Below are 26424 nucleotides of genomic sequence, written 5' to 3' on the forward strand. Positions count from 1 at the left end.
GGAGTCGCCGTTCAAGATCCACGGCGGCTGCGGCCTCATGGGCATCTGCGACGAGAGCGGCGCTCTCATGAGCGGCGAGGAGCCGATCCTCGCGATGGCCGTGCAGCGCGATCGCGGCAACGGCCTCGGCGGCGGATTTGCCGGCTACGGCATCTACCCCGAGTTCCCGGACCACTTCTGCTTCCACATGATGTATCACGACCTCAAGGCCAAAGAGGAGGCCGAGGCGATCCTCGACCAGCACTTCCTGATCGAGGTCGCCGAGCCGATGCCCACGCGTCCCGTGAAGGGCATCACCGACGCGCCGCTGCTGTGGCGCTACTTCATGACCCCGCACGCGCACCTGCTCGAGGAGCGCGAGGTCACCGCCGAGGACTACGTCGTGAGCGTGGTCATGCTCGTGAACGCTCGCGTGGACGGTGCGTTCGTCGCCTCCTCGGGCAAGAACATGGGCGCGTTCAAGGGCGTGGGCTACCCCGAGGAGATCGGCCACTACTTCCGCCTCGAGGAGTACGCCGGCCACACGTGGGTCGGCCACAACCGCTTCCCCACGAACACACCGGGCTGGTGGGGCGGGGCGCACCCGTTCACGCTGCTCGACTGGTCGATCGTGCACAACGGCGAGATCTCGAGCTACGGCATCAACAGCCGCTACCTCGAGCAGTTCGGCTACACGTGCTCGCTCGGCACCGACACCGAGGTGGCGGCATACCTGTTCGACCTGCTGCTGCGTCGGCACAAGCTCCCGCTTGAGCTCGCGTGCAAGGCGCTTGCGCCCGCGCTCTGGACTGAGATCGATCGCATGGATCCCGAGCAGGCCGCGCTGATGAGTTCGCTCCGCGCGGTGTACGGCCCGGGCATGCTGAACGGCCCCTTCGCCATCGTGCTCGGCTTCAATGGCGGCATGGTCGCGCTGAACGACCGCATCAAGCTCCGCCCGCTCGTGGCGGCACGCAGCGGCAGCAAGCTCATGGTCGCCTCGGAAGAGAGCGCGATCCGCACGATCATGCCGGAGCCCGACGACGTCTGGATGCCGAAGGCCGGTGAGCCGGTCATCGCGCGCGTGAAGGGCATGGACCTGCCGTTCCACAGCCAGCTTCACGCCAGCCCCGCCGAGATATCGTGCGCCGTGACCGCGGTGGAGACCGCCTGTGAGATAGAGGAGGTGGCGGTCTAGCATGCAGCAGACCTTCGTGCAGCCCGAGTTCCGGGTCAAGATCGATTACGACAAGTGCCACAAGTGCGGGCGCTGCGTGCAGCAGTGCGGCTGGGGTGTCTACGACTTCAACGAGCGCCCGATCCCGCACGACGAGAAGTGCCGCGCGTGCCACCGCTGCGTGACGTACTGTCCGGCACACTGCATCACCATCGAGAAGAACACGCTCGCATTCCGCGACAACGACAACTGGTCCACCGACGCCCGCAAGGCGGTCTGGAAGCAGGCCGAGACCGGAGGCGTGCTGCTGACCTCGATGGGCAACCCGCGTCCGTACGAGCGCATCTTCGACAAGCTCGTGCTCGATGCGTGCCAGGTCACGAACCCGTCCATCGACCCGCTCCGCGAGCCGATGGAGCTCCGCACCTACCTCGGCCGCAAGTCCGACAGTGTGGCGGTGGAGCCCAACGGCACGGGTGGCTTCAAGCTTGCCGGGAGCACCGGGCTCGAGCGCAACGTGAAGCTCGACACGCCCATCATCTTCGCGCCCATGAGCTACGGCTCCGTGTCGCTCAACGTGCACCGGTCGCTCGCGATGGCAGCCGAGCGCTGCGGCATCCTGATGAACACCGGTGAGGGCGGCCTGCACGAGGACCTCTACCCCTACCAGGACAACGTGATCGTCCAGGTGGCCTCGGGCCGCTTTGGCGTGAGCCCCGAGTACCTGCAGCGCGGCGCGGCCATCGAGATCAAGATCGGCCAGGGCGCCAAGCCGGGGATCGGCGGTCACCTGCCGGGCGAGAAGATCGACCGCGAAGTCTCGTCCACGCGCATGATCCCGCAGGGTAGCGATGCCATCTCGCCGGCGCCGCATCACGACATCTACTCGATCGAGGACCTGCGCCAGCTCATCTACGCGCTCAAAGAGGCAAGCGGCTACAAGACGGTCGGCGTGAAGATCGCGGCGGTGCACAACGTGGCGGCCATCGCCTCGGGCATCGTTCGCGCGGGTGCCGACTACATCTACCTCGACGGCTTCAAGGGCGGCACCGGCGCCGCGCCGCAGGTCATCCGCGACCACATCGGCATCCCGATCGAGATCGCGCTGGCGGCAGTGGATCAGCGGCTGCGCGACGAGGGCATCCGCAATCAGACGTCGATCATCGCGGCCGGCTCGATCCGCTCTTCGGCGGATGCGGCCAAGGCGATTGCGCTCGGCGCCGACGTGGTGGCGATCGGTACCGCCACGCTGCTCGCGCTCGGCTGCCACCTTTGCCAGAGCTGCCACACGGGCAAGTGCTCGTGGGGCATCACCACGCAGAAGCCCGAGCTCACGCGCCGCATCGATCCCGAGTGGGGGGCGGAGCGCCTCACGAACCTCATCCATGCGTGGAGCCACGAGCTGCAGGAGATCCTCGGCGCGCTCGGCGTGAACGCCGTCGAGAGCTTGCGCGGCAGCCGCGAGCGGCTGCGCTCGGTGGGACTCGATGAGCAGACGTGCCGCATCCTCGGCGTCAAGCCGGCCGGACTGTAGGGGAGAGCCGAAGATGATGATGAAGCCAGCAAGCGTTGCACCGCCCGCCGGCGTGATCGAGGGCTACCGCTACGTGGCGCCGTCCATCGAGCGCAACGGCGACGCGGTGACGATCGACGCCACGGGCGTCTACTACCAGCAGCTCAACGACGCCGTCCGCGATCAGATCGCGGCAGGCGCGAAGACGATCACGCTCTCCGGCGTGAACGGCCAGCGCTACATCGGCTGCGGCCTGCGCGTCTCCGGCGTGAAGGTCGAGGTGCAGGGGTGCGCCGGAAACGATATGGCCATGTTCGGCGACGGCACCGAGATCGAGGTCTTCGGCAATGCGCAAGACGGCGTGGGCAACACCATGAGCAACGGCCGCGTCGTGGTGCATGGCGACGCCGGCGACGTGCTCGGCTACGGCATGCGTGGCGGTCGCGTCTACATCAAAGGCGACGTGGGCTACCGCGTGGGCATCCACATGAAGGCATACGAGAAGCTCGTGCCGGTGCTCGTCTGCGGCGGCAAGGCGCGGGACTTCTTCGGCGAGTACATGGCCGGCGGCATGCTCGTGCTACTCGGCATGAACACGCGCGATGAGGCCCAGCCGATCGCCGGATCGTTCCTCGGCGCGGGCATGCACGGAGGTGTCATCTACGTACGCGGCACCGTGGAGCCGTGGCAGTGTGGCGCCGAGGTGGGAATCACCGAGGCCTCGGAGGAGGATCTGGCCGAGCTCAGGCCCGTCATCGAGGACTACGCGACGGCGATGGGGATGGACGCCGCCGAGATTCTGGCGCGTCCGTTCACGCGCATCGCGCCGATGAGCCACCGGCCGTACGCGAAGCTCTACGCCTCGATGTAGCTACTCCTGACGGCCGTAGCGCTCATGGAACTCCGACTCGAGGATGTCGAAGCACACGTGGTCGCGGAAGCGGCCGCGCATGAACGCGCACTCGCGCTCGCGACCGGTCTCCACGAAGCCGGCCGAGCTGTACAGATGCACGGCACGCTCGTTCTCGGAGTTCGCCTTGATGCCGATCGAGTGCAGGCCGAGGCGGTCGAAGCCGAAGCGCAGGAGCGTCACGATCGCATCCCGGCCGAAGCCGCGGTTCTGGTCGGGAGCCGAGCCGATGAAGATGCCCACCTCGGCGCGACGGTGGAGCAGGCTGACCGCATCGAGCCCGACGATGCCGATGAGGCGGTCGTCGTCTGCAACGTGGATCTCGAAACGGTATGCGCTGCCGGCGCTCCATTCGCGCTCGGTGAGGTCGAAGAAGGCGAGCTCCTGCTCGCTGGAGTACGGGAGCTGGCTCGAGATGAGCCACTCGTTGACGACGGGATCGTTGAGCCAGCCGCGCAGCGTCTCGGCGTTGGCCCTGTCGAAGCGCGTGAGGTAGATGCTGTCACCGCGGATCATCGCGGCCTCCGTTCTCCAGATGTTGACAGCCACTCTCGCATAACAGCGGGGACGTGGGAAGTTTCTCGCGCCGTTCGCGGTTCCGAAACATGCGCGAAACATCTGTTCCGTACGCTGCACTAGTACACAGGCATCCAGAGGAGGGTACCGCCCATGAGCAAGACGATGGACAAGGACTTCGTACTCAAGAGCATTGAGGAGCGTGGCACGCGCTTCATCCGTTTCTGGTTTACCGACGTGCTTGGCTTCCTCAAGTCGTTCGCAGTGACCGACAGCGAGCTCGAAGGCGCATTCGAGGAGGGCATGGGCTTCGACGGCTCCTCGATCGACGGCTTCACCCGCATCGAGGAGTCCGACATGGTCGCGTTCCCGGACCCGTCGACGTTCCAGATGCTCCCGTGGCGCAGCAACGGCGGCGACGGCGGCGGCACCGGCCGCATGTTCTGCGACGTGCAGAACCCCGACGGCACCCCGTTTGAGGGCGATCCCCGCTACGCGCTCAAGCGCGTGCTCAAGAAGGCCTCCGACATGGGCTACACGATGTACGTGGGTCCGGAGCTCGAGTTCTTCTACTTCGCCGATAGCAAGGGCACCGAGACGCTCGACCAGGGCGGCTACTTCGACCTGACGCCGCTCGACGTAGCGAGCGACCTGCGCCGCGAGACCGTGCTTGCGCTCGAGAAGCTCGGCATCCCGGTCGAGTACTCGCACCACGAGGTGGCTCCGTCGCAGCACGAGATCGACCTGCGCTACGCCGACGCGCTCACCATGGCCGACAACGTCATGACCTACCGCCTCACCGTCAAGGAGATCGCGCACGCCAACGGCGTCTACGCGACCTTCATGCCGAAGCCCATCCAGGGCCAGAACGGCTCGGGCATGCACGTGCACCAGTCGCTGTTCACGGGGACCGGCAACGCGATGTTCGACGCGAACGACCCCGAGGGCTACCACCTCTCGGCCATCGGCAAGAGCTACATCGCCGGTCTGCTGAAGTACGCACCTGAGTTCTGCGCCGTGACCAACCAGTTCGTGAACTCCTACAAGCGTCTGGTTCCGGGCTACGAGGCCCCGGTGTACGTCTGCTGGGCCCGCCGTAACCGCTCGGCCATGGTCCGCGTGCCGATGTACAAGCCCGGCAAGGAAGTCGCGACCCGCGTGGAGCTGCGCATGCCCGATCCCACAGCCAACCCGTACCTGGCCTTCGCGGTCATGCTGGGCGCCGGCCTCAAGGGCATCGAAGAGGGCCTGACGCTCGCGCCCGAGGCGACGAACAACATCTTCCACATGTCCGATGAGGAGCTGGACGCCGCCGGCATCAAGACGCTGCCGAAGGACCTCGGCGAGGCGATCGCGCTGTTCGAGGAGTCCGAGCTCATGAAAGAAGTCCTCGGCGAGCATATCCACAGCTTCTTCGTGGCCAACAAGAAGGCCGAGTGGAGCGAGTACGTGGCGTACGTCACGCCGTGGGAGCAGGACAAGTACCTGTCGATCCTGTAGTACCTTTAGCTGCAGCGGGTTTCGTCCCGGCGCAGCGTAACGACGGCAATGGCGCCGGGCGGACCCCTCCGCCCGGCGCTGCCGTTCGGCGGACTCGAGAGGAGGTGTGGCCGTGCATGTGAAGCACGTGGTGGTCGTCGCAGACGACCTGTACACCAGGGCCTGGATCGAATCGGCGATCGGTGCGCTCGACGTGGCGATCGACTACTGCACGACCGCCGACTTCGCGAACCGTCTCGCGAGCGCCCCGGGCGATCTCATGGTCGTCGAGGCGGGCCACGCTCCGGATGAGGCTGTCGCTCTCGCCGAGACCGCTTCGGCCGCGGGGTCGGATGTCCGGCTCATGCTCGTCGTCGAGCACGATGCTTTCGAGCGGCTTCGGCTGCCCGTGCGGTGCCCGTCGGACTTCGTGGCGCGAGCGGCGTCGGCGCAGGAGCTCGGCGCGCGCGTTCGGATGCTTCTGTGGCCCGGGGAAGAGGTCGGCTCGGACGACATCATCCGCGTGGACGACCTCGTGCTCAACCTTGCCACCTACCAGGCGTATGTCGGACCGGTGCCGGTCGAGTTTACCTACCTCGAGTACGCGCTGTTCGCGTTCCTCATCACGCACCCGAACCGCGTCTACAGTCGCGAGGTGCTGCTCAGCCGCGTGTGGGGCACCGACTACTTCGGCGGAGCGCGCACGGTGGACGTTCACATCCGTCGCATACGGGCGAAGCTTGGACCGGAGGTGGCGCGCCGGCTCGAGACGGTGCGCAACGTCGGGTATCTCTGGCGTCGGTAGGGCGTTCGGCACGCGACGTGCTTTCGCTAGTGTCACTGTCGCCGCCCACGAGGAGACCCAGTGAAGCTCCGCCCCCTGCACCTGCTGATCGCGTTCACGATCGCCGCCATCGCCATGACCGCCGTTGTGACCGGCGGGTCGCAGCCCGGCTCGCTTGCGACCGAGGGCGACACGATCACGATGACGGTGTCCCGCACCGAGCCGAACGCCACCGCTGTGTTCGACATCACGCTGCTCGAGGGCGGCGATGCCGCGCACGAGTCGTCCCACATCTTCCAGAGCCTCGAGTCCGCGCCAGGCGTCGCCACGCTCGCGTTCGACACGCAGGCGCTCACGCTCACGGTCGCTTTCGACGCCTCGATCGTCTCCGCGGACTCGCTTCGGCAGCAGCTGGCCGCAAGTGGCTACGTCACGCAATCGATTGCGGATGCCGCCGAGACGCAGCTGACGGCCGACGGCACCGGTCGCAGCATCCATCTCGTGCCGGGCGAAGTGCTCGAGCCCTCGTTCTTCAAGACGCCCGCTGGCGTGCCGCTGACCATCACGTTCTCGGCGGGCCAGGGGCATCTCGCGACCGTTTCGATCCCCGCGCTCGGCATCACGCAGGACATCACCGCCGAGGGTGCGAGCCTGACCATCCCCGCGCCGGTGGCCGGCACGTACGAGCTCGTGTGCGCCGAAGGGTACGCTGACGCGACACTCGTAGTGGAGTAGCGCGCGACCGCGGGCCTCGGCTACGCCGCCGGGCGGTCCTTGCCCACGCGTCCGAGGAACCGGTAGCTCGCGTCCTTTTCGGGCGTGCACTCGCCGGTGATGTCGTGCGCGGCCATGAACGCGCACATCTGCTCGGGCGTCATGAAGGTGGCGGGTTCTCCCACGAGCCGCTCGGCCAGTGCGATGACCCGCATCGAGAATGGCCTCGGGTCCAGGTCGAGCACGAGCACAAGCCCGCCGTGACGAACTACGCGCACGAACTCGGCCACGGCCGCGGGCTGGTCGCGGAAGTGATGGAAGGCGTCGGTAACCACGATCGCATCGAACTCATCGTCAGGCAGCGGCATCGCCTCGGCGGTACCCTGGACGGCGGCGATCCGGTCGCTCGAGGGAACGTGTGCGACCATCTCGGCGGTGGGATCGAGCACGGTCACGCGCGCGTGGAGTGCATCGGCGAGCAGCACGGCGAGCTGGCCCGCGCCGCCGCCCACATCGAGTACATGTCCTCCCGGCTCCACTGCGGGGCGCAGCCATTCGGCGATGCTCGCCACGTCTTCGGCGGAGAAGCGGTCGCCGTAGCGCCGCACCCACGGTGCTGCCCAGTTGAAGAAGCCCACGTCACGCCCCTCGGGTAGAATCGATACATGTGCCGCGGTAACCGCGGCACACCTGCCGAGTACGTACCCGAAAGGCAGCTCATGCCCCAGCGCACCATCGCCGTCATCGACGGCAACAGCCTGCTACACCGCGCGTTTCACGGGCTGCCGCCATCGATGACCGCCCCGGACGGTCGGCCCACCAACGCCGTGTTCGGGTTCATGTCGATGCTCTTCAAGATGGTGGCCGACCTCGGCCCGGACGCCGTGGTGGTCGCGTTCGATCGCGGCAAGCCGGCGTTTCGCACCGAGGCGCTCGCGCAGTACAAGATCCAGCGCCCGCCCACCGACCCCGAGCTCAAGGTGCAGTTCCCGATGATCAAGGACCTCCTCGGCGCGCTCGCCATTCCGATCGTGGAGGCCGATGGGTGGGAGGGCGACGACGTCCTCGGCACGCTTGCGGCACGCGGTTCCGCCGAAGGGATGCGCGTGCTGCTCGTCACCGGCGACAAGGACGCGCTGCAGCTCGTGGACGAGAACGTGCGTGTGGTGAGCACCAAGAAGGGCATCACCGACATCGTCGTCTACGACAGCGATGCGGTCGTCGAACGCTATGGCGTGACGCCCGAGCAGGTGGCCGACTTCCTCGGCCTCAAGGGTGACACGTCGGACAACATCCCGGGCATTCCGGGCGTGGGGGAGAAGACCGCAGCCAAGCTGCTGCAGGAATACGGGACGCTCGACGCGGTGCTCGAGCACGCCGAGGAGATTCCCGGCAAGCTCGGCGAGAACATCCGCGCCAACACCGAGGCGGCGCTCGCGAGCCGGGTGGTGGCCACCATCCGGCGCGACGTACCGGTGGATATCGATCTGGGAACGATAGCGTGGGGCGTCTGGGACGACCAGGCGGCGCTCGGCGCGCTCACCGACCTTGCGATGACCTCGCTCATACCACGCCTGCGGGCGGGGCGAGCGGGAGCGCAGACGGCCGAGGAGCCTGCCGAGCTTACGCCCGCCGCAGGATGCCGCGTGCTCGGGGGCGCCGAGGGTGAGGCCTGGGCGCGTGCGCTTGCGGCAGACCCGCCGCTCTCCTTCGTGGGCGTGGCCGCCGGTGCGGGTGACGAAGCGTGCCTGTTCGCCGAGGAGCGCTCGCTCGCACTCGCAAGCGGCGGGTGCGCCACCGTGCTGCGCGGCGCTACCGCGGCTGGGATCTGGCAGGCGCTCGTGGCGAGCGGCCGCTGGAGCGCCGCCGACACCAAGGCGATCGTCGAAGGCTTCTGCCCGCCCGGATCTACCGTCGACGCCGGACCGAGCACCGCAGCGCTCATCGACCCGGCGCGCCTGTTCGATTGCGGCATCGCCGGCTATCTGCTCGCCGCCAACCGCTCCGACTTCGGCATCGCGTCGGTTGCTGCCGAGCACCTCGGCCGTTCGCTCGAGCCGGGCGACCTCGCTGCCGAGGCACAGGCCGCTGCCGACCTCGCGCCCGTGCTGCGCGAGAAGCTCGAGGCGTGGGGAGCGACGCCTTGCCTCGACGAGATCGAGATGCCCCTTGTGCCGGTGCTCGTGCGCATGGAGGAGCTGGGCGTCGGGCTGGACCGCGCGGTGCTCGACGCGCTTTCGACCGAGACACACGCGGAGATCGGCAGGCTTGCGTCTGAGATCCACGAGCTTGCCGGCTGCGAGTTCACTATCGACTCGCCCAAGCAGCTCGGCGAGGTGCTCTTCGACAAGCTGCAGCTGCCCACCCAGAAGAAGACGAAGACCGGCTACTCTACCGCCGCGAGCGTGCTCGCGGCGTTGGCGCCGCTCCACCCGATCGCGCAGAAGATCGTGGCGTACCGCGAGCTCACCAAGCTCACGAGCACCTACATCGACGCGCTGCCGCGCCTCCTCGGCGAGGACGGGCGGCTGCATACCACCTTCAACCAGACGGTCGCGGCCACTGGACGGCTCTCCAGCAGCAGTCCGAACCTGCAGAACATCCCCGTGCGCACCGAGCTGGGGCGCCGCATCCGGGCGGCGTTCGTGCCCGCGCGCGCCGGAGACCTCATGGTGGGCGCGGACTACTCGCAGATCGAGCTTCGCATCCTCGCGCATCTGTCCGGGGACCCGGGGCTCATCGAGGCGTTCACCTCGGGGGCCGACTTCCACGCCGCCACTGCGGCACGCGTCTTTGGCGTGGATCCCGAGGCGGTGGACGCGGAGATGCGCCGCAAGGCCAAGGCGGTCAACTTCGGCATCGTGTACGGCATCTCGGCGCACGGCCTCGGCGACTCGCTCGGCATCGGATACGCCGAGGCGCAACTCACCATCGATCGCTACTTTGCCGCGTACCCCCGCGTGCGCGCCTACCTCGACGAGACGATCGCGGAAGCCCACAGAAACGGCTACGCGGAGACGCTCTACGGCCGTCGCCGGCCGATCCCCGAGCTCCGCAGCAGCAACTACAACCTCCGCTCCTTTGGCGAGCGCACGGCGATGAACCACCCGATGCAGGGCACGGCTGCCGATCTCATGAAGCTCGCGATGGTCGAGGTGGACCGGCGGCTGCGCGAGGAGCACTTTGAGGCGCGTATGGTGTTGCAGGTACACGACGAACTCGTCTTCGAGGCGCCGCCGGCCGAGCTCGAACGGCTCTCGGCCATGGTGTGCGAGGCGATGACGGGCATTGCATCGCTCCACGTGCCGCTTGAGGTGGGCGTGGGGTCGGGTCCAAACTGGGCCAGGGCCAAGTAGGGGACGGGCTAGGGGTTGGAAGGGGGGATCGTGAGGGGACGCATCCTGGTCGTTGACGACCAGCCGGAGATCCGTGAGGTCGTGAGGCTCAACCTCGAAGCCGAGGGATATGAAGTCACGACCGCCGAGGACGTGGCGCATGCACTGGCCGCCTTCGACAGCGGGCAGTTCGTGCTCGCCATCCTCGACGTCATGCTGCCCGATGGTGACGGCTTCGACCTCGCACGTTCCATCCGCGAACGCTCGGACGTTCCCATCATGATGCTCTCCGCTCGCGACACCGACGTGGACAAGGCGGTCGGTCTGGGTGTGGGAGCCGACGACTACGTGACCAAGCCGTTCAGCCCGATCGAACTCGTCGCGCGCGTGAAGGCGCACCTCAGGCGGTACGCGAGCGGTGGGGCCGGTGCTGCGATGGCGCGGGGCACCGACCAGGAGGCCGTGATCGAAGCCGGTCCGGTGCGCATCGACCTCTTGCGCCGGCGGGTCACCGTCCGCGGTACCGAGGTGGAACTCACGGCCAAGGAGTTCGATCTGCTCGCGATGCTCGCAGAGCACCCCGCGCGTGTGTACACGAAAGCGCAGATCTACGAGAGCGTGTGGGGCGAGGCGCCGCTTGGCGACCTTTCGACCGTGCAAGTCCACGTTCGCCGCCTGCGCACCAAGATCGAGGAGCACCCCGACGAGCCGACGTTGATCACCACCGTGTGGGGCATCGGCTACCGCTTCTCGGGTGGTGCGTCGTGACCGGCTGGACGCTCATCGCAGCGCTCATGGCGGCGTTTGCGGCCGGTCTCGGCGTGGACCTCGCGCTCACGGCACGCCGCCGGGCGTGCGTGCGCCGCGTGGCCGAGGGCGTGGCCGAGCTCGCGCGGGGCAACCTGGCGCATCGCATCATCATGCCGGGGTCGGACAGCGCGAGCCGCATCGCCGAGGGCGTGAACACCCTCGCCGACGCGATGCAGACCGAACGCGAGGCTGCTGCGGTGCGGGACGAAGCGCAGCGCCGACTGCTTGCCAACGTGTCCCACGACCTGCGAACCCCGATCGCGTCTGTGGCGGGCTACGTGGACGCGCTGCAGCGCGGCCTCGGCGATGATCCCGACCGATATCTGGCGATCATCGCGGCCAAGACCGACGAGCTGGCCGAGCTCACCGACGACCTCTTCTACGAGGCGCGGCTCGACGCGGGCGACCTCGAACTCAGGCGCGTACCCCTCGATCTTGCCGAAGCGGTCCGCCGGGCGGTCCTCGGGTTCGAGCCGCAGCTTGCCGCACGGACCGTCGCTGTGGCGGTGCAGATACCCGAGCGCGCATGCACGGTGGACGCCGATGGTTCGGCTGTGGCACGCATCCTGGACAACCTGATCTCCAACGCGGTGCGACACGCACGGGGCATGACGGTCTTCTCGGTGTCGGTCGCGAGCGAAGGCGAAACGTGCGTGGTGCGCCTCATCAACGATGGTGCCGAGCTGCCAGCCGACACCGAGCGGCTCTTCGAGCGCGGTGTGGCCGGGACTGGCGGCGGCGCCGGGCTTGGGCTCTCGATCGCGCGCGAGTTGGCCAACCGCATGGGGGCGTCGGTCGGGGTCGAGCGGATCGGCGCGGGCACGGTCGCGTTCTCGCTCGTCTTCCCCGCGGCACCCGTCGGAGACTAGGGCCGCCTGGCGCTCGGCCGGCCCGGAGTTCAGCGAATCGTAAGGATTGCGCAAGCGCGGCGTCAGCCTGACGTCCGACACTGGGTGATGAAGGGGGTGCGCAGATGTCGGATGTCACACGCGAGACCGTGATCCGCACCGAGGGACTCACGAAGCGGTTCGGTTCGGTCACGGCGGTACGCGATCTCAATCTCACCGTGCGCCGGGGCGAGATCTACGCGTTCCTCGGGCGCAACGGCGCAGGCAAGACCACCACGATCCGCCTGATGCTGGCGCTCATCAAGCCGACCGCCGGCTCGGTGGAGATCCTCGGCCACCGGATGGCGCCGAACGTGGTGCGCGCGTTCGCCCGGATCGGCTCGATGGTGGAGGCCGCGGGCGCGTACGGCAATCTCACTGTTCGCGAGAACCTCGAGCTGCAGCGCAAGCTGCTCGGCCTGCGACGCGGGACCTGGGTGGACGAGGCGGTCGAGCTCTGCGGCCTTGGCGAGTACCTCGACAGGCGAGTGGACACGCTGTCGCTCGGCAACAAGCAGCGGGTCGGACTCGGGCGGGCGCTCTTGCACAAGCCTGAGGTGCTCATCTTGGACGAGCCCACCAATGGCCTTGACCCCGTGGGCATCGCCGACGTTCGTGCCCTGCTCAAGCGGCTCGCCGCCGAGCGCAACACCACGGTGTTCCTCTCGAGCCACATCCTTTCCGAAGTGCAGCAGCTCGCCGACACCATCGGCATCATCCACGAGGGGCGCCTGCTGGAGGAGATCGGCTACGCGGAGCTGCGCGAGCGCAACCGCGAGTACCTGGAGTTCCGCGTGTCCGATGCGCACCGCGCGGCATGGGCGCTCGAGGAGACCTGCAAGGTGCGGGACTTCGCGGTGCACGAGGGGGGCATCGTGCGCGTGTACTCGGGATTCGATCGCGCCGAGGAGTACACCACCACGCTCGTGAAGTCCGGCGTGGGCATCATCTCGGCGCACATGTCCGAGGAGAACCTGGAGGACCACTTCGTGAAGCTCACGGGCGGTCACGGCAACGGCGAGGGCGCGACGGCAGCGCCCGCCACGGCGAGGGGGGACGTGCGGTGATACGGGCGCTGCAGGCGGAGTTCAGCAAGCTCAAGAGGTCGCGCATGATCCTGTGGACCGCGCTGGTGATCATCGGCTACACCTCGATCGGGCTGGCAACGTACCCGGTGCTCGAGGACCTGGTGCTCGATATGGAGGCGCAGGTCGCCGCCGGCGATACGAGCGCGCAGGACAACGTGTTTGTGGACGCTGGCATCATCGAGATCAACTGGGAGACGGCGATGCGCTTCATCCCGATGGGTGTCTCCGGCGCATGGGGCATGATGCTGCTCAGCCTCGTCACCGCGTACGTGTTCGGGCGCGAGCTGCGCGAGGGGACCGACATCGCCTCGGCCACGCTGCCAGTGAGGCGTGAGGCGTTTGTCGTCGCGAAAATGGTCGTGGTCGCGGTCTGGGCGATCGGACTCGGGCTGCTGGCGGTGATCGCGCAGGTTGGGGTTGATGCGATCTACCTCGGCTTCGAAGGCTTCAAGTGGGTGTACGTCTGGAGAGCCTTCGTGGACACGCTGTACGCGATGCTGCCGCTCTACCTCACGCTGCCGCTCGTGGCGTGGCTCTCACTTCGCCGAAAGGGCTATCTTTGGCCGATGCTCTTCGCGCTCGCAACCTTCACGGTCGCCAGCAGCCTGATCGGAACGGATTTCGCCGCATACGTCCCCTGGAGCATGCCGATCGTACTGTTCGGTGTCACATGGATGCCGCTCAGGGGTGAGCTGACGGCCGTGTCATGGGTGATCGCGTTCGCTGTGTTCGCCGTCGGGATGCTGCTGGTGCTTCGCAGGGTCAACCGAACCGCCGAAGCGGCTTAGGCGGTTGTGGTGGTCCGGGCACTCACAGCCGAGCTGACCAAACTGAAGCGAGCGTCGCTGCCGCTCTGGAGTGTCGTCACGGTCCTGCTTGCACCTGTGATGTCGAACATCTTCGCGTACGCTCAGGACTCCGGGGAATCGCAGCTGTCCTGGCCCGAGTTCTTCAAGCTCGGTGCGATGACCATGGGTACCTGGTGGGGCATCCTCCTCTTCGGGCTCATCACCGCGTTCGTGTTCGGTCGTGAGTATGCCGAGGGCGTGTCGCCGAACATGCTGACTGCGCCCGCGCGCCGCGAGTACTTCGTTCTCGCCAAGTTCGCGGTGCTGAGCGTCTGGGTCTTCGTGCTCGCGATTCTCTCACTGGTTGCCCAGGGGCTCGCGGCCTTCGCAATGGGTCTCGACGGGTTCGCATGGGCAGAGGTCTGGCCGGTTGTTGGCGATGTACTCACCGTGGCGCTGCTGATCCTGCTCACCCAGCCCCTGATCGCGTTGGTCGCGGTTGTGAGCCGGGGCGTGTTCGCGCCGATGATGCTGTCGGCTGCTGGGTTTCTCGCGGGCATGCTCGGAGGCATCGCCGGCTGGGGCGATTGGCTGCCCTGGGCCATGCCGTCGGTAGTGGGAGGAACCCTCTTCGGCCCGATCATTCCGATTGAGACGCGGCTCACGGCCGGATCGTGGGCGATCGCCGTAGGGCTGGCGGTCATCGGCATTGCGGCAACGCTTGTTTGGACGAATCGCGCTGACAGCCGGGGGTAGGAGATCGTGGCACGCGCAGCATGACAGAAGGCGTCCGGTCGCGAGCGACGGGCGCCTTCTTCCGCTGACTACCCAACACACGGCCCCGGGTGGTATCATCCTAGGGCTTCTGCGCACCTGCGCGCAGCGCACAGTCCTGTTGGCCCCCGAGAGCATGACCGACCGGAAAGCAAAGCGACCGAGACGTTGGCACCCGGGGCCCCCGAAGCACGAAAGGGGCCACCAAAGTGGTAGACGAGAACGACAGCTACATCGAGCACGACGATCACGAGTACACCGACGAGGAGATGCACGCCCTTATCGATGGCACCATCACCGACTTTGACGACGGTGATCTGGTGACCGGTACCGTGGTCCAGGTCGAGCGGGACGAGGTCCTTCTCGACATCGGCTACAAGTCCGAAGGCGTCATCCCGGCGCGCGAGCTCTCGATCCGCAAGGACGCCAACCCTGCCGATATCGTGCAGCTCGGCGACGAGATCGAGGCCCTCGTCCTCCAGAAGGAAGACAAGGACGGCCGCCTGATCCTCTCCAAGAAGCGTGCCGCTTACGAGCGCGCGTGGAACGACATCGAGAAGAAGTTCGAAGCCGGCGAGACCGTCGAGGGCGAGGTCATCGAAGTCGTCAAGGGTGGTCTCATCCTGGACATCGGCCTGCGCGGCTTCCTGCCTGCCTCGCTCGTGGACCTTCGCCGCGTGAAGGACCTCCACATGTTCCTCGGCGAGCGCCTCGAGTCGCGCGTCATCGAGATGGACCGCAACCGCAACAACGTCGTGCTCTCCCGCCGCGTGGTGCTCGAAGAGGACCGCAAGCAGGAGCGCCAGGACATTCTGAACAAGCTCGTGAAGGGCATGATCCTTCCCGGTACTGTCTCCTCGATCGTCGACTTCGGCGCCTTCGTGGACCTCGGCGGCATCGACGGACTCGTGCACATCTCCGAGCTCTCATGGAGCCACGTGAACCACCCGTCCGAGGTCGTTGCGGTGGGCGACAAGGTCGAGGTTCAGGTTCTCGACGTCGACCTCAGCCGCGAGCGTATCTCCCTCGGCCTCAAGCAGACCCAGGACGATCCGTGGAAGCAGCTCGTCAAGGAGTTCCAGATCGGCGCCATCATGGACGGCAAGGTCACCAAGATCGTCCCGTTCGGCGCGTTCGTTGAGATCGGCAACAACGTCGAGGGCCTGGTGCACATCTCCGAGATGGCGCGCGGTCACGTCGAGAAGCCGGAAGATGTCGTGAATGTCGGCGACGAGATCAAGATCAAGATCCAGGACGTCGACATGGATCGCCGTCGCATCTCGCTTTCCATCCGCGCCGCCAACGAGGAGCTTGGTCTCCCCGACGCCGTGCCGGACGACAGCGAGGATGCCGAAGAGGGCGCCGAATCCGACGAGGCCGTCGAGGCTGTCGAGTCCGCCGAGGAAGCCGTTGAGGCTCCGGAGGCTGCTGAGGTCGAGGAGGCCGCTGAGGTCGAGGAGCCCGCAGAGGTCGAGGAGGCCGCTGAGACCGAGGAGCCCGAGGCGTCTGAGGAGCCCGCAGAGGTCGAGGAAGTTGCTGAGGTCGAGGAAGTCGCTGAGACCGAGGAGCCCGAGGCGTCTGAGGAGTCCGCGGAGTCGGACGACGATGATGACGACGATGATGACGATGACGACGATGATGACGACGATGATGATGACGACGATGATGACGATGATGACGACAAGGATGACGAGGACGAGTCCAAGGAGGACTAGCCCGTCGCACTGTCGCTAGCGAACCGACCGGGGCCGGCCCTGCGCGAAAGTGCGGGTTCGGCCCCGAACCATCTGGAGGGCAGCATGTACGTACTCGCACTCACCGGCGGCCTCGGATCGGGCAAGTCCACGGCTGCAGCCGTCTTCGCCGAGCGCGGCGCGCTGGTGATCGATCTGGATGATGTGGCAAAGACCCTGCTCGACGAAGTGCCGGCGGTCCGCGACCGCGTTGTGGCGGCATTCGGTGAGGGAGTAGTGGGGTCCAACGGGCGCATCGACCACAAGGCGCTCGCCGCAGCCGCCTTCGCCTCGGAGGAGACCACCGCGCGTCTGAACGCTGTCGTTCACCCTGCGGTGTTCACAGCGACGGCCGGCGCCCTCGACGCGCTCGCGCTGCAGGCCGACGCGCCGCGCACGGTGGTGCTCGTGATCCCGCTGCTGGCCGAGTCGCCTCTGTTTCTCGAGCCCGTGGATGCGGTGCTTGCCATCTCGGCTCACGAGGACACCCGGATCGAGCGGGCCACGGCGCGCGGCATGTCGCAGGAGGACGCCGAGGATCGCATCGCGCGACAGGCCGGCGATGCAGAACGACGCGAGATCGCCGACTACGTGATCGAGAACGACGGGGAGCTCGACGAGTTCAAGCGCGATGTCATAGCGTTCTGGGAGAATGAGATCGACTCCCGAGGCATGTAGGAGAGCATGTGCGCGAGCTGAAGGTCGTTTCCGAGTTCGAGCCTGCCGGCGATCAGCCCACCGCGATAGCGGGGCTGGCAGAAGGCGTCCGCGCTGGCCTGCACGACCAGACGCTTCTCGGCGTCACCGGCTCGGGCAAGACCTTCACGATGGCCAAGCTCATCGAGGCGGTCCAGAAGCCCACGCTCATCCTTGCGCCCAACAAGACGCTTGCCGCGCAGCTCGCGAGCGAGATCCGCGACACGATGCCCGAGAACGCGGTCATGTACTTCGTCTCGTACTACGACTACTACCAGCCCGAGGCATACGTCCCCACCACCGACACGTTCATCGAGAAGGACGCCAGCATCAACGCCGAGGTGGAGAAGCTCCGCCATGCGGCCACTGCGGCGCTGCTCTCACGCAAGGACGTGGTGGTCGTCGCCAGCGTGTCGTGCATCTACGGCATCGGTTCGCCCGAGGACTACGCGGGCATGGCGGTCTTCCTCTCCGAGGGCGTCACGTACGATCGCGACCAGCTCATCCGCGACCTTATCGACGTGAACTACGACCGCAACGACTACGAGCTCCAGCGCGGTGCATTCAGGGTGCGGGGAGATGTGCTCGACATCTTCCCGCCGTACGCCGATGTGCCCATCCGGGTCGCGTTCTTCGGCGACGAGATCGAGTCGATCACGGAGTTCGACCACGTCACCGGCGAGGTGATCAACCGATTCACCGCCACGCCTGTCTGGCCAGCGACACACTATGTGACGCCGAAGGAGAAGCTGCAGGGTGCCATCGCCAACATACGCGAGGAGTTGCACGAGCGGCTGGTGCAGCTGAATACCGAGGGCAACCTCCTCGCAGCTCAGCGGCTCGAGATGCGCACCGCCTACGACCTTGAGATGCTCGAGGAGATGGGCTACTGCAACGGGATCGAGAACTACTCCCGGCACCTCGACGGTCGCAGCCCCGGGGAGCCGCCGCACACGCTCATCGACTACTTCGGCGAGGACTTCTTGTGCATCATCGACGAGAGCCACGTGACCGTCCCGCAGCTCCACGGCATGTACGAGGGCGATCGTTCGCGGAAGCTTACGCTCGTGGAGCACGGATTCCGGCTGCCGAGCGCGCTCGACAACCGGCCGCTCAAGTTCGACGAGTTCCGCGCGCGCATCCCGCAGACGGTCTTCGTGTCGGCCACGCCGGGCGACTACGAGATGCGTACCGCCCAGCGCGTCGTCGAGCAGATCATCCGACCCACCGGCCTCGTCGACCCTGCGATCGAAGTGCGCCCGACCCACGGCCAGATCGACGACCTCATGGGCGAGGTGCGGGAGCGCGCCGAGCGAAACGAGCGAACGCTCGTCACCACCCTCACCAAAAAGATGGCCGAGGACCTGGCCGACTACCTATTCGAACACGGCATCAAGGTCCGCTACATGCACTCGGACATCGGCACGCTCGAGCGTGTGGAGATCCTGCGGGACCTTCGGGCCGGGGTCATCGACTGTCTCGTGGGCATCAACCTGCTCCGCGAGGGACTCGACCTGCCCGAGGTCTCGCTTGTGGCGATACTCGACGCGGACAAGGAAGGGTTCCTTCGCAACCACCGCTCGCTCATCCAGACGATCGGCCGGGCGGCGCGTAACGTCTCCGGTGAGGTCATCCTCTACGCCGACAAGGTCACTGACTCGATGCGCACGGCCATGGATGAGACCGACCGCCGTCGCGCCCGCCAGGTGGCGTTCAACGCCGAGCACGGGATCGAGCCTCAGACGATCCGCAAGGCGATCCACGACATCGCGCAGTACGTTCGCGAAACGGAGGTCGGCCTCGAGCCGAGCGTGGATGTAGCGAGCGAGCTGGGCAAGCTTCCGCGCGAGGAGTTGGCGCGCGTGATCGCGGCGATGGAAGAGGACATGCACGGCGCTGCCGAGGCGCTCGACTTCGAGAGCGCGGCGCGCCTTCGCGACCAGGTCGTGAAGATCAAGGCTGAAGTGGAGTCCACCACCGCCGATGAGGTCCTCTCGCGCCTGAAGCAGGGCGCCCGGCGCGGCAGCGCCCACGGGGTGCGCAAGCGGAAGCGTTAGTGCCATGACGCGGTACGCCGTGAACCACGCTGCGTAGTCCTCGCAGGGGGCCCTCGGTGCCTCGGAGGACATGCCTCCTCGGCACCTTCCCCTGCTGCGGAGTGACTCCGCTTAGGTTCCGCCGTGCCGCGTCAGTCCGCCACAGCAATCATCTCTACCCGCGTGATGACGCCGTTCTCGACTGTCACCTTCCACTGGTCGCGGAATGCGTCCGGCATCGCGGTTGTGGAGCCCGCCGCGTAGTCACGCAGTTGCTCGATGGTCGCGGAATGGGTCTCAAGCCCCTCCACGCCACCGGTGTTGTAGGTGATGAGAGCGGCATCCGACAGTGGCACCGACTCGGGAGTCTCCGACTCGTTGACGTAGAGGATTCCGTTGCCCGGAACGGTCATGCCGTGGCTGGACGCATACGCGTCGGCCTCGGCGCCGGTGAAGATGTCGAAGAGGTCGACGCTGGCCTCCCATGCGCCGGTTGAGCCGGTGACTGCGCGCACGTATGCGTAGCGTACGTAACTCGGCTTGGGCACCTCCGCCACGTCCTCACCGGTCTCCACCACCTCGGACCCGACTTCGGCCTCGGTCTCTGTCTCGGGCGCTTCGGTCTCAGTCTCCGTGGCGTCCTCGGCAACCGATGCGTCATCATCGGTCGCGCGAGAAGACAGGTACCACGCGGTGCCGCCGGCGATGATCGCAACCAGCAGCAGGGTCACGACGAGAACCCAGACAGGGACGCTCTTGCCCGTGCCAGTGGCGGATGGTTCGGCGGTCATCGGTACTCCCTTACGGCTCGTAATAGGAATCGCGTGGCTGCTCTTCGATGATCGTCACGTGTTCGTCCTCGACGCTGAACCAGTAGTACCGGTTGAGGAGCTGTTCTTCGTCCTCGTACATGTAGATGCGGTCGTAGAACTCGCCGAACGTGACCACCTGCTTGTCCATGCCCGGGCCGTAGAAGCCGGGTGCCGGCATGTCGGGCCACGTGTACATCCATACGACCGGCTGGTCGCCGGACAGAACACGGTAGGACGCGACACCGTGCTCCTCGTTGCGCGGGTACCAGTAGTTGGCGTTGTAGTATGCCGCATCGCCTCGGCTGGTCAGGTAGTCGAGCGCCTCGGTCCCGGTGAGGAAGGCTGCCGAGTCCACGTCCACCCAGAGACTCGCCCAGGACCCGCCGCTTTCGTCGCGGATGCCCTTGAGCTGTCCGAAGATGCGCACCTCGGTCTCGTCGCTCGGACCCGCATTGGGGATGACCGGCTCATCTTCGGCCTCAACGTCCGTTTCTGTCGGCTCCGGCTCCTCGGACTCCGTCTCCGCGGTCACTTCCGGTGTGGCCGTTGCCTCGACGGTGGCGGTCGACTCCTCTGCGACATCGACGTCATCATCGCCAGCGCGGCCGAGCGCGTACGCTCCGGCGATAAGGCCGATCAGGAGTACCGCGGCTCCTGCGCCAGCAGCGATACGCTGGTTCTTGCTCAGGTCGGACCACTTCATCTGAGGCTCCCCCCGTTACGGCACGTACTGCGCCTCGATAGCGGTGACGGTGCCGTTGGTGATGGTGATCCAGTAGATCGATGCTTTGAAGGCGCTTGCGTTCGGTCCGCTCAGGGCTGCCACCCACTGGTCGAGGGTGAGCGTGTGTCCCTCGGAATCAGAGGTACCATCATCGTTCGTCACGACCGTCACCGGTATCCCGGTCTGAATCGGGAACTCACGGATCTTCGGGTTGTCGTTCACCACGTAGTAGTCGTTCGGCGGCGGGGACTCGTCTCCGTGGGCGGTTGCAGCGGCAGCTGCCTCGGGGCCGGTCAGCCACAACACGTAGTCGATGCGCATCACGTACGCGCCCGAGGACCCCGTGACGTCCACGATGAGGCCCGGCTGACGCTCGGTCGCAACTGCCGTGGTCCCGCTATCCGCAGCGGTGGGCTCCTCAGTGGTCGTCGCAGGCAGCTCCTCGGTATCTTCGGAATCCGTTTCCGAGGCGGTCTCATCGGCCTCGGTGACCTCATCCGACTCCGTATCGCCGCCAGCGTCCTCGAGTTCGGTGACGCGATCTTCGAGGTCACTGACTTCGGATCCGCGGAAGAACCACCCGCCTGCCACACCCGCGATCAGCGCCAGTACCACACCGGCTGCGATGAGCACGATCTTCTTCGTGCGCTCACTGTCCGCCATCGGGTCCTCCCCCCTCGGTATCCTATGGAGGCGAAGCTAGGGCAAGTAGAGCTGCTCGATCACAGTCACCACGCCGTTGGTCAGCGTCACGATGTACGTGCCGCTCCTGTACGCATCTGCGCTTGACCCGTTCACGGCCGAGGCCCATTCGGCGAGCGACATGGATCGGCCCATCGGGTCGACGGTGCCGTCGGCATTGGTGGTGACCCGCACGGTGAGTCCGGCCTGCATCGGGAACTCGCGCACCTTCGGGTTGTCGTTCACGACGTAGAAGTCGTTCGCCGGCACCTCTTCGCCGTGGGCCTCCGCTGCGTCTGCCGCCTCCTGCCCGGTGAGGAACTGGACGAAGTCGATCGACAGCACGTACGAGTCGCCTGAGGCCTTCACTCCCACCACTTCACCGGTCATCTGGTCTATCGTGGGCGGGAAGGTGCCCGAATCGTAGCTGATGTCGAGGTCGCCGCCTTCGGGCTCTGAGGCGAGTGTGGTGGTTGCTTCGCTGGCGGTGAGCGTCGTATCGCCGGACGGTGTATCCACCGAGCCGGTGGCGTCTGCAGTCGAGGTGCTCTCACGTTCGTTGCTGGTCTTGCCGGGCTCGTCGCCGAGCACTGCCCAGGCGGCTCCTGCCGCCACGAGCAACAGCACCACGCCGAGTGCGATGTACAGGGTCTTCTTCTTGCTGGTCGTGCGTCGTGCTTCACGGATTTCATCACTCATGGATATGTCCTCCTTTGACGTTGCCTAGTATGACGCAACACGTGCGCCGTATCAGCAACAGATGTGCGCCGGGCGAGCCCTCGGACTGCTCGCGCGGTTGGAGTACGCTTGTGAGACGCAAGTGGCGGGACGAGGGAGAGAGCATGACCGATGTGATCAGCACTCGCGGCCTCACGAAGTACTACGGGAAGACGCGAGGTGTCGAGAATCTCACGATGTCCGTACCCGCGGGCGCCGTGTACGGCTTCCTCGGGCCGAACGGGGCGGGCAAGACCACCACGATCCGATGTCTCCTCGGCATGCTGAAGCCCACTGCCGGTGATGCCGAAATCCTCGGCGAGCGCATCTCGCTCGACGGATCCGCGCTGCGGCGCCGCATCGGCTACGTGGCCGGCGAGGTGCGGCTGTACGACAAGGAGACCGGGCACTGGCACCTCGACTACGTTGCCGGCTTCCGTGGCGAGAAGGGAGCGCTCACCAAAGACCTCCTCGAGCGCTTCGATTTCGACCCCTCGAAGAAGGTCAAGGAGCTCTCCAAGGGCAACAAGCAGAAGCTCGCCCTGATCCTCGGCATGGCGCACGACCCGGAGCTGCTCATCCTCGACGAGCCCACCAGCGGTCTCGATCCGCTCAACCAGGAGTCCGTCTACGCGGTCATCGACGAGCGCGTAGCGGCCGGCCGCACGGTCTTCTTGTCGAGCCACGTGCTCTCCGAGGTCGAGCGTGTCTGCGATCGCGTGGGCATCATCCGTTCCGGGCGGCTCGTGGCCGAGGAGGGCGTGCAGGCGCTGCTCGGCAAGCGGCTCCGGGAGATCGAGGTCACGTTCGCCGAGCCGGTCGAGTCGGCATTCCTCGCCAGCGTGCCGGGCATCGACAACGTTCTGGCCGTGAGCGACACGGTGCTCACCGCCCGCGCGAAAGGCGACGTGGTCGATGCGGTCATCAAGCGCATCGCCGAGCGGAGGGTCGCCGACGTGCGCATCCAGCAGGCCAGTCTCGAGGACGTCTTCCTCGAGTACTACCGGGCTGAGGCGGGCGACGAGGCGCCGATCGTCACAGAGGGAGGGGAGGACCGATGAGCTGGACGCTCCTGCGTGGCACGTTGCACCAGCACCGCAGCTCGATCTTCTGGTTCTCCTTCGGGCTGGTGAGCTACGCCTGGATGATGACCTGGTTCTATCCCCAGCTCGGCGGGAACCAGTACGCCGAGCTGATCGAAAGCATGCCCGCCGAGATGATGGCGATCTTCGGCGGTACGGAGGTCTCGTTCGCCTCCCTCGGCGGCTACTTCCAGACCGAGTACCTCGGGCTCATGTGGATGCTGATCGTGGCATCGGCGCTCATCATCTTCGCGGTGCGGGCGTTCGCCGGCGAGATCGCCAATGGCACGATGGAGTTCGTGCTCACGCAGCCGATCTCGCGCGTGAAAGTCGCGATCACGCGCGTTGTGGCACTCATCGGGTACGCGATCATGCTCGCTGCGGCGAGCTTCGCGCCCATCATGATCTTCGGACCCAAGTACGAGATCGACCTGAGCGCCGAGACGTTCTGGACGCTATCCGCCTTCGGCACGCTCTTCATGCTGGCGATCGGCGGTTTCGCGCTGCTGCTGAGCTCGATGTTCCGCGGCGGCGGCAAGCCCGGGGCGATCGCCGCGGGCGTTCTCGTGCTGTTCTGGATAGCCGACCTCGTGGCCAGCGTTTCGGAAGCGGCCGAATTCTTCGATCCGGTGAACATCGTCAGCTACTGGCAGCCCGGCAAGATCATCAACGGCGATCCGGTGGCCGGTGAGGCGTGGTGGCTCTACGGGGTCATCGCGGTGGTGACGCTCATCGGGTCCGTCGTGATCTTCTCCCGTCGCGACGTCGCGTAGGACCGGGGAGCGCATGGCCGGGCCGCATACTCACGAGTACGACCTCACGACGCTGCTGCCGGGCGAGCGCTACTGCCCCGCGTGTGCGGGCCGCGTCTGCGATGCGCTGACCGCGCTGGAGGGCGTGACGCAGGCCGAGTGCGATCTTGCCATCGGCGTGCTCAGCGTCACGCGCGACCCGAAGCTGCTGTCCGGTGCGGCCCTCGAGTCGACGCTGCGGCGCATCGTCGTGGAGGCGGCCGATGGTGTCGCACACGCCGCCTACCGGCTCACGGGCCTCGATTGACCCGACTGCGCGCGGACCGTGGCTAAGTCCGTACGGCAGCTGCCCGGAGTGCTCTCGGCCGACGTGAACTTCGCGACCGGCATCATGCTGCTCGAATACGACGAGGCCCTCGATCCGCGCGCCCGCGCCGTGGGGGTCATCGCCGGCGCCGGACATGGCGCCGAGCCGCTCGACGATACCGACGCTCCCGGTGTCAGGGCGACCTGGTGGACCAATCACGGCGCCGAGGTGAGCCTCGGCATCTCGGGTGCACTGATCGTCCTCGGCTGGCTGCTCGGAGGCCTGCAGTCCGAGACGCCGTCGGTTCTCGCGTACGGGCTGGCTATCATCATCGGCGGGACGCTCACATGGCGTCGCGCGGCCGCATCGCTCGTTGCCCGGACGCTCGACATGAACCTGCTCATGACCATCGCGGTCACGGGTGCGGCGGCCATGGGCGAGTGGAGCGAGGCCGCCACGGTCATCTTCCTCTTCGCTCTTGGCGGCTTGCTCGAATCGCGATCGCTCAGCCGGACGCGCCGCTCGATAGCCGAACTCATGGACCTTGCGCCGCCGCGCGCCCGGGTTCGTCGGGACGGCGCCGAAGAAGAGGTCGAGCCCGCGCAGGTTGCCGTCGGCGAGACGGTGGTCATTCGGCCAGGCGAGCGCGTGCCGCTCGACGGCGTGATCGTGGAGGGTGCATCCGCCTTTGACGAGTCGCCGATCACGGGCGAATCGGTGCCCGCCGACCGAACGGTCGGCGACACGGTTTACGCAGGCACGCTCAACACGTCCGGCCTGGTAGCGATCCGTACGACTGCGGGTGCACGCGACACAGCGCTCGCGCGCATCGTGCATCTTGTTGAGGTCGCGCAGGCCAGTCGCGCGCCAGTACAGCGGTTTGTGGACCGCTTCAGCCGCGCTTACACGCCGGTCGTCATCGTGGGGGCGCTCGCGATCGGAGTCGTCGCTCCCGTGCTCGGCGAGCTCACCGGGAGCTGGGCGGGCTTCGAGGCATGGCGCGACTGGGTGTACCGGGCGCTCGTCCTGCTCGTCGTCTCGTGTCCCTGCGCGCTCGTGGTCTCCACGCCGGTCGCCATCGTCTCGGGCATCACGCGAGCGACCCGCGACGGCATCCTCATCAAAGGTGGAGCGTTCCTGGAGCTCGCCGGCAAGGTCCAGGCTGTCGTGTTCGACAAGACCGGCACGCTCACCGAGGGTCGCCCCGAGGTGGTCGAAACGGTGCCGCTCGGTGCGGCATCGCCTGCCCGCGTTCTCGGTCTTGCTGCGGCCCTTGAGGCGCACTCGAACCACCCGCTCGCGGCTGCAGTGGTGGCGGCTGCGCCGCAGGGGACGGTCATGAGCGTCACCGAGCTTGCCGAGGTGCCTGGCCGGGGGGTGTCCGCCCTCGTGTTCGGCGAGATCCGGGTGGCGGTCGGCAGCCTCGCGTACGTTCGCGATCTGGGCGCGGTCTCGGAACGCATGGATGCCGAGGCCGAACGCATGGAGTCCGAGGGCCTCACGGTGCTTGCGGTGGCCGAGGGAGAGGCGCCCGGCGCGATCGCGCTCGGGCTGATCGGCATCGCCGACGCGCTGCGCCCCGAGGCGGCCGAGGTCACCTCGGCGCTCCGCGATGCGGGCGTTGCCCACGTGGTGATGCTGACGGGTGACAACCCGCGCGCCGCGGCGCGCGTGGCTGCCGAGGCGGGCATCACCGAGTACCGCGCCCGCCTGCTGCCCGAGGAAAAGACGACCACGATCGCTGACCTCCAGGAAACGTACGGAATCGTGGCGATGGTGGGGGACGGTGTGAACGACGCGCCCGCGCTCGCGGCTGCCGATATCGGCATCGCGATGGGTGGTGCGGGCGCACACATCGCGATCGAGACGGCGGACGTGGCGCTCATGCGCGATGACCCCGGCGCCGTGGTCGGGCTGCTGCTCCTGGGTCGCCGGACGATGGCCATCATCCGTCAGAACGTGGTGCTCTCCCTCGGCTTCAAGGCGCTCGTCATGGTGCTTGCGATCGCCGGTCACGCGACGCTGTGGATGGCGGTCTTCGCCGACACCGGCGTGGCGCTCATCGTGATCGCAAACGGCCTGCGGCTCCTGCGCAGCCGCTAGCCGCACCGGCGCGGCATCCCTCCGAGG

25 protein-coding genes are annotated in these 26424 nt (G+C 66.9%); 19 read left to right on the forward strand and 6 right to left on the reverse strand.

From position 1 onward, the window contains the following. Positions 1-37: 37 nt before the first annotated feature. The 3 genes from Q7W51_04500 to Q7W51_04510 are packed head-to-tail and all read left to right on the forward strand — an operon-like array spanning position 38 to position 3540. A complete protein-coding gene (locus Q7W51_04500) occupies positions 38-1177 on the forward strand; it encodes a glutamine amidotransferase family protein (GenBank protein MDO8847629.1) in 1140 nt (379 codons plus the stop codon). Between the two features lies 1 nt (position 1178). Beyond that, entirely contained in the window at positions 1179-2690 is a 1512-nt protein-coding gene (locus Q7W51_04505; protein MDO8847630.1) for a glutamate synthase-related protein, read from the forward strand. Positions 2691-2703: 13 nt separating this feature from the next. After that, positions 2704-3540 carry a hypothetical protein gene (locus Q7W51_04510; protein ID MDO8847631.1) on the forward strand — a complete coding sequence of 279 codons (837 nt, stop codon included), beginning with the start codon at positions 2704-2706 and terminating at the stop codon, positions 3538-3540. Here the strand turns inward: Q7W51_04510 and Q7W51_04515 are convergent, their stop codons facing one another. Beyond that, the gene (locus Q7W51_04515; protein MDO8847632.1) at positions 3541-4095 is read right to left on the reverse strand and encodes a GNAT family protein; all 555 of its coding nucleotides are present in this window, start codon (positions 4093-4095) and stop codon (positions 3541-3543) included. It abuts the gene before it with no gap. Positions 4096-4248: 153 nt separating this feature from the next. On the opposite strand from Q7W51_04515, the gene Q7W51_04520 reads away from it, so the two are divergent. The 3 genes from Q7W51_04520 (at position 4249) to Q7W51_04530 (ending at position 7093) form a co-directional block, all read left to right on the forward strand. Beyond that, on the forward strand, positions 4249-5595 hold the full coding sequence (locus tag Q7W51_04520; GenBank protein MDO8847633.1) for a glutamine synthetase family protein: 1347 nt from the start codon (positions 4249-4251) through the stop codon (positions 5593-5595). Positions 5596-5707: 112 nt separating this feature from the next. Next, the gene (locus Q7W51_04525) at positions 5708-6379 is read left to right on the forward strand and encodes a response regulator transcription factor (protein ID MDO8847634.1); all 672 of its coding nucleotides are present in this window, start codon (positions 5708-5710) and stop codon (positions 6377-6379) included. 60 nt (positions 6380-6439) lie between these two features. Then, complete coding sequence (locus tag Q7W51_04530; GenBank protein ID MDO8847635.1) at positions 6440-7093, forward strand: hypothetical protein; 654 nt, start codon at positions 6440-6442, stop codon at positions 7091-7093. 20 nt (positions 7094-7113) lie between these two features. Here Q7W51_04530 and Q7W51_04535 read toward each other — a convergent pair whose 3' ends face one another. Beyond that, positions 7114-7710 carry a methyltransferase domain-containing protein gene (locus Q7W51_04535; protein ID MDO8847636.1) on the reverse strand — a complete coding sequence of 199 codons (597 nt, stop codon included), beginning with the start codon at positions 7708-7710 and terminating at the stop codon, positions 7114-7116. Positions 7711-7791: 81 nt separating this feature from the next. Here Q7W51_04535 and polA point away from each other — a divergent pair, with 81 nt between their 5' ends. The 9 genes from polA to uvrB all read left to right on the forward strand — a co-directional run bounded on the left by polA (position 7792) and on the right by uvrB (position 19240). Further along, a complete protein-coding gene (polA, locus tag Q7W51_04540) occupies positions 7792-10428 on the forward strand; it encodes a DNA polymerase I (GenBank protein ID MDO8847637.1) in 2637 nt (878 codons plus the stop codon). Between the two features lie 30 nt (positions 10429-10458). Beyond that, a complete protein-coding gene (locus Q7W51_04545; protein ID MDO8847638.1) occupies positions 10459-11175 on the forward strand; it encodes a response regulator transcription factor in 717 nt (238 codons plus the stop codon). Then, a complete protein-coding gene (locus Q7W51_04550) occupies positions 11172-12086 on the forward strand; it encodes a HAMP domain-containing sensor histidine kinase (GenBank protein ID MDO8847639.1) in 915 nt (304 codons plus the stop codon). Before Q7W51_04545 ends, Q7W51_04550 begins: the two co-directional genes overlap by 4 nt. Positions 12087-12190: 104 nt before the next feature. Then, on the forward strand, positions 12191-13171 hold the full coding sequence (locus Q7W51_04555; GenBank protein ID MDO8847640.1) for an ABC transporter ATP-binding protein: 981 nt from the start codon (positions 12191-12193) through the stop codon (positions 13169-13171). Next, on the forward strand, positions 13168-13980 hold the full coding sequence (locus Q7W51_04560) for an ABC transporter permease (GenBank protein ID MDO8847641.1): 813 nt from the start codon (positions 13168-13170) through the stop codon (positions 13978-13980). Before Q7W51_04555 ends, Q7W51_04560 begins: the two co-directional genes overlap by 4 nt. Before the next feature lie 9 nt (positions 13981-13989). Beyond that, complete coding sequence (locus Q7W51_04565) at positions 13990-14736, forward strand: ABC transporter permease (protein MDO8847642.1); 747 nt, start codon at positions 13990-13992, stop codon at positions 14734-14736. Positions 14737-15023: 287 nt separating this feature from the next. Further along, positions 15024-16469 carry a 30S ribosomal protein S1 gene (gene rpsA, locus Q7W51_04570; protein ID MDO8847643.1) on the forward strand — a complete coding sequence of 482 codons (1446 nt, stop codon included), beginning with the start codon at positions 15024-15026 and terminating at the stop codon, positions 16467-16469. A gap of 84 nt (positions 16470-16553) precedes the next feature. Further along, on the forward strand, positions 16554-17165 hold the full coding sequence (gene coaE, locus Q7W51_04575; GenBank protein ID MDO8847644.1) for a dephospho-CoA kinase: 612 nt from the start codon (positions 16554-16556) through the stop codon (positions 17163-17165). An 8-nt stretch (positions 17166-17173) separates the two neighbouring features. Next, positions 17174-19240 carry an excinuclease ABC subunit UvrB gene (gene uvrB / locus Q7W51_04580; GenBank protein ID MDO8847645.1) on the forward strand — a complete coding sequence of 689 codons (2067 nt, stop codon included), beginning with the start codon at positions 17174-17176 and terminating at the stop codon, positions 19238-19240. Positions 19241-19371: 131 nt separating this feature from the next. Here uvrB and Q7W51_04585 read toward each other — a convergent pair whose 3' ends face one another. The 4 genes from Q7W51_04585 to Q7W51_04600 are packed head-to-tail and all read right to left on the reverse strand — an operon-like array spanning position 19372 to position 22135. Then, positions 19372-20010, reverse strand: coding sequence for a hypothetical protein (locus tag Q7W51_04585; protein MDO8847646.1), 639 nt, complete (start codon positions 20008-20010; stop codon positions 19372-19374). A gap of 10 nt (positions 20011-20020) precedes the next feature. Next, positions 20021-20734 (reverse strand): hypothetical protein, encoded by a 714-nt coding sequence (locus Q7W51_04590; GenBank protein ID MDO8847647.1) that lies wholly within the window; start codon positions 20732-20734, stop codon positions 20021-20023. Between the two features lie 15 nt (positions 20735-20749). Continuing rightward, positions 20750-21418 (reverse strand): hypothetical protein, encoded by a 669-nt coding sequence (locus tag Q7W51_04595; GenBank protein MDO8847648.1) that lies wholly within the window; start codon positions 21416-21418, stop codon positions 20750-20752. 36 nt (positions 21419-21454) lie between these two features. After that, positions 21455-22135 (reverse strand): hypothetical protein, encoded by a 681-nt coding sequence (locus tag Q7W51_04600; protein ID MDO8847649.1) that lies wholly within the window; start codon positions 22133-22135, stop codon positions 21455-21457. Positions 22136-22278: 143 nt separating this feature from the next. On the opposite strand from Q7W51_04600, the gene Q7W51_04605 reads away from it, so the two are divergent. The 4 genes from Q7W51_04605 to Q7W51_04620 are packed head-to-tail and all read left to right on the forward strand — an operon-like array spanning position 22279 to position 26397. After that, entirely contained in the window at positions 22279-23214 is a 936-nt protein-coding gene (locus Q7W51_04605) for an ABC transporter ATP-binding protein (GenBank protein MDO8847650.1), read from the forward strand. Then, entirely contained in the window at positions 23211-24008 is a 798-nt protein-coding gene (locus tag Q7W51_04610) for an ABC transporter permease subunit (GenBank protein ID MDO8847651.1), read from the forward strand. The genes Q7W51_04605 and Q7W51_04610 overlap by 4 nt, the downstream gene beginning before the upstream one ends. A 13-nt stretch (positions 24009-24021) precedes the next feature. Further along, positions 24022-24294: a heavy metal-associated domain-containing protein gene (locus Q7W51_04615; protein MDO8847652.1), complete on the forward strand. Its 273-nt coding sequence runs from the start codon at positions 24022-24024 to the stop codon at positions 24292-24294. 18 nt (positions 24295-24312) lie between these two features. Next, entirely contained in the window at positions 24313-26397 is a 2085-nt protein-coding gene (locus Q7W51_04620) for a cation-translocating P-type ATPase (GenBank protein ID MDO8847653.1), read from the forward strand. Positions 26398-26424: the final 27 nt, after the last annotated feature.

Source organism: Coriobacteriia bacterium (genome assembly GCA_030652115.1).
Classification (GTDB): domain Bacteria; phylum Actinomycetota; class Coriobacteriia; order Anaerosomatales; family Anaerosomataceae; genus UBA6100.

Excerpts from the sequence above, each read along its gene's own strand:
- Q7W51_04500 (MDO8847629.1), top strand. The coding sequence starts at position 38 with ATGGGCATCTGCGACGAGAGCGGCGCTCTCATGAGCGGCGAGGAGCCG.
- Q7W51_04505 (MDO8847630.1), top strand. The coding sequence starts at position 1,179 with ATGCAGCAGACCTTCGTGCAGCCCGAGTTCCGGGTCAAGATCGATTAC.
- Q7W51_04510 (MDO8847631.1), top strand. The coding sequence starts at position 2,704 with ATGATGATGAAGCCAGCAAGCGTTGCACCGCCCGCCGGCGTGATCGAG.
- Q7W51_04515 (MDO8847632.1), bottom strand. The coding sequence starts at position 4,095 with ATGATCCGCGGTGACAGCATCTACCTCACGCGCTTCGACAGGGCCAAC.
- Q7W51_04520 (MDO8847633.1), top strand. The coding sequence starts at position 4,249 with ATGAGCAAGACGATGGACAAGGACTTCGTACTCAAGAGCATTGAGGAG.
- polA (MDO8847637.1), top strand. The coding sequence starts at position 7,792 with ATGCCCCAGCGCACCATCGCCGTCATCGACGGCAACAGCCTGCTACAC.
- Q7W51_04555 (MDO8847640.1), top strand. The coding sequence starts at position 12,191 with ATGTCGGATGTCACACGCGAGACCGTGATCCGCACCGAGGGACTCACG.
- rpsA (MDO8847643.1), top strand. The coding sequence starts at position 15,024 with ATGCACGCCCTTATCGATGGCACCATCACCGACTTTGACGACGGTGAT.
- coaE (MDO8847644.1), top strand. The coding sequence starts at position 16,554 with ATGTACGTACTCGCACTCACCGGCGGCCTCGGATCGGGCAAGTCCACG.
- Q7W51_04585 (MDO8847646.1), bottom strand. The coding sequence starts at position 20,010 with ATGACCGCCGAACCATCCGCCACTGGCACGGGCAAGAGCGTCCCTGTC.
- Q7W51_04590 (MDO8847647.1), bottom strand. The coding sequence starts at position 20,734 with ATGAAGTGGTCCGACCTGAGCAAGAACCAGCGTATCGCTGCTGGCGCA.
- Q7W51_04595 (MDO8847648.1), bottom strand. The coding sequence starts at position 21,418 with ATGGCGGACAGTGAGCGCACGAAGAAGATCGTGCTCATCGCAGCCGGT.
- Q7W51_04600 (MDO8847649.1), bottom strand. The coding sequence starts at position 22,135 with ATGAGTGATGAAATCCGTGAAGCACGACGCACGACCAGCAAGAAGAAG.
- Q7W51_04605 (MDO8847650.1), top strand. The coding sequence starts at position 22,279 with ATGACCGATGTGATCAGCACTCGCGGCCTCACGAAGTACTACGGGAAG.
- Q7W51_04610 (MDO8847651.1), top strand. The coding sequence starts at position 23,211 with ATGAGCTGGACGCTCCTGCGTGGCACGTTGCACCAGCACCGCAGCTCG.
- Q7W51_04615 (MDO8847652.1), top strand. The coding sequence starts at position 24,022 with ATGGCCGGGCCGCATACTCACGAGTACGACCTCACGACGCTGCTGCCG.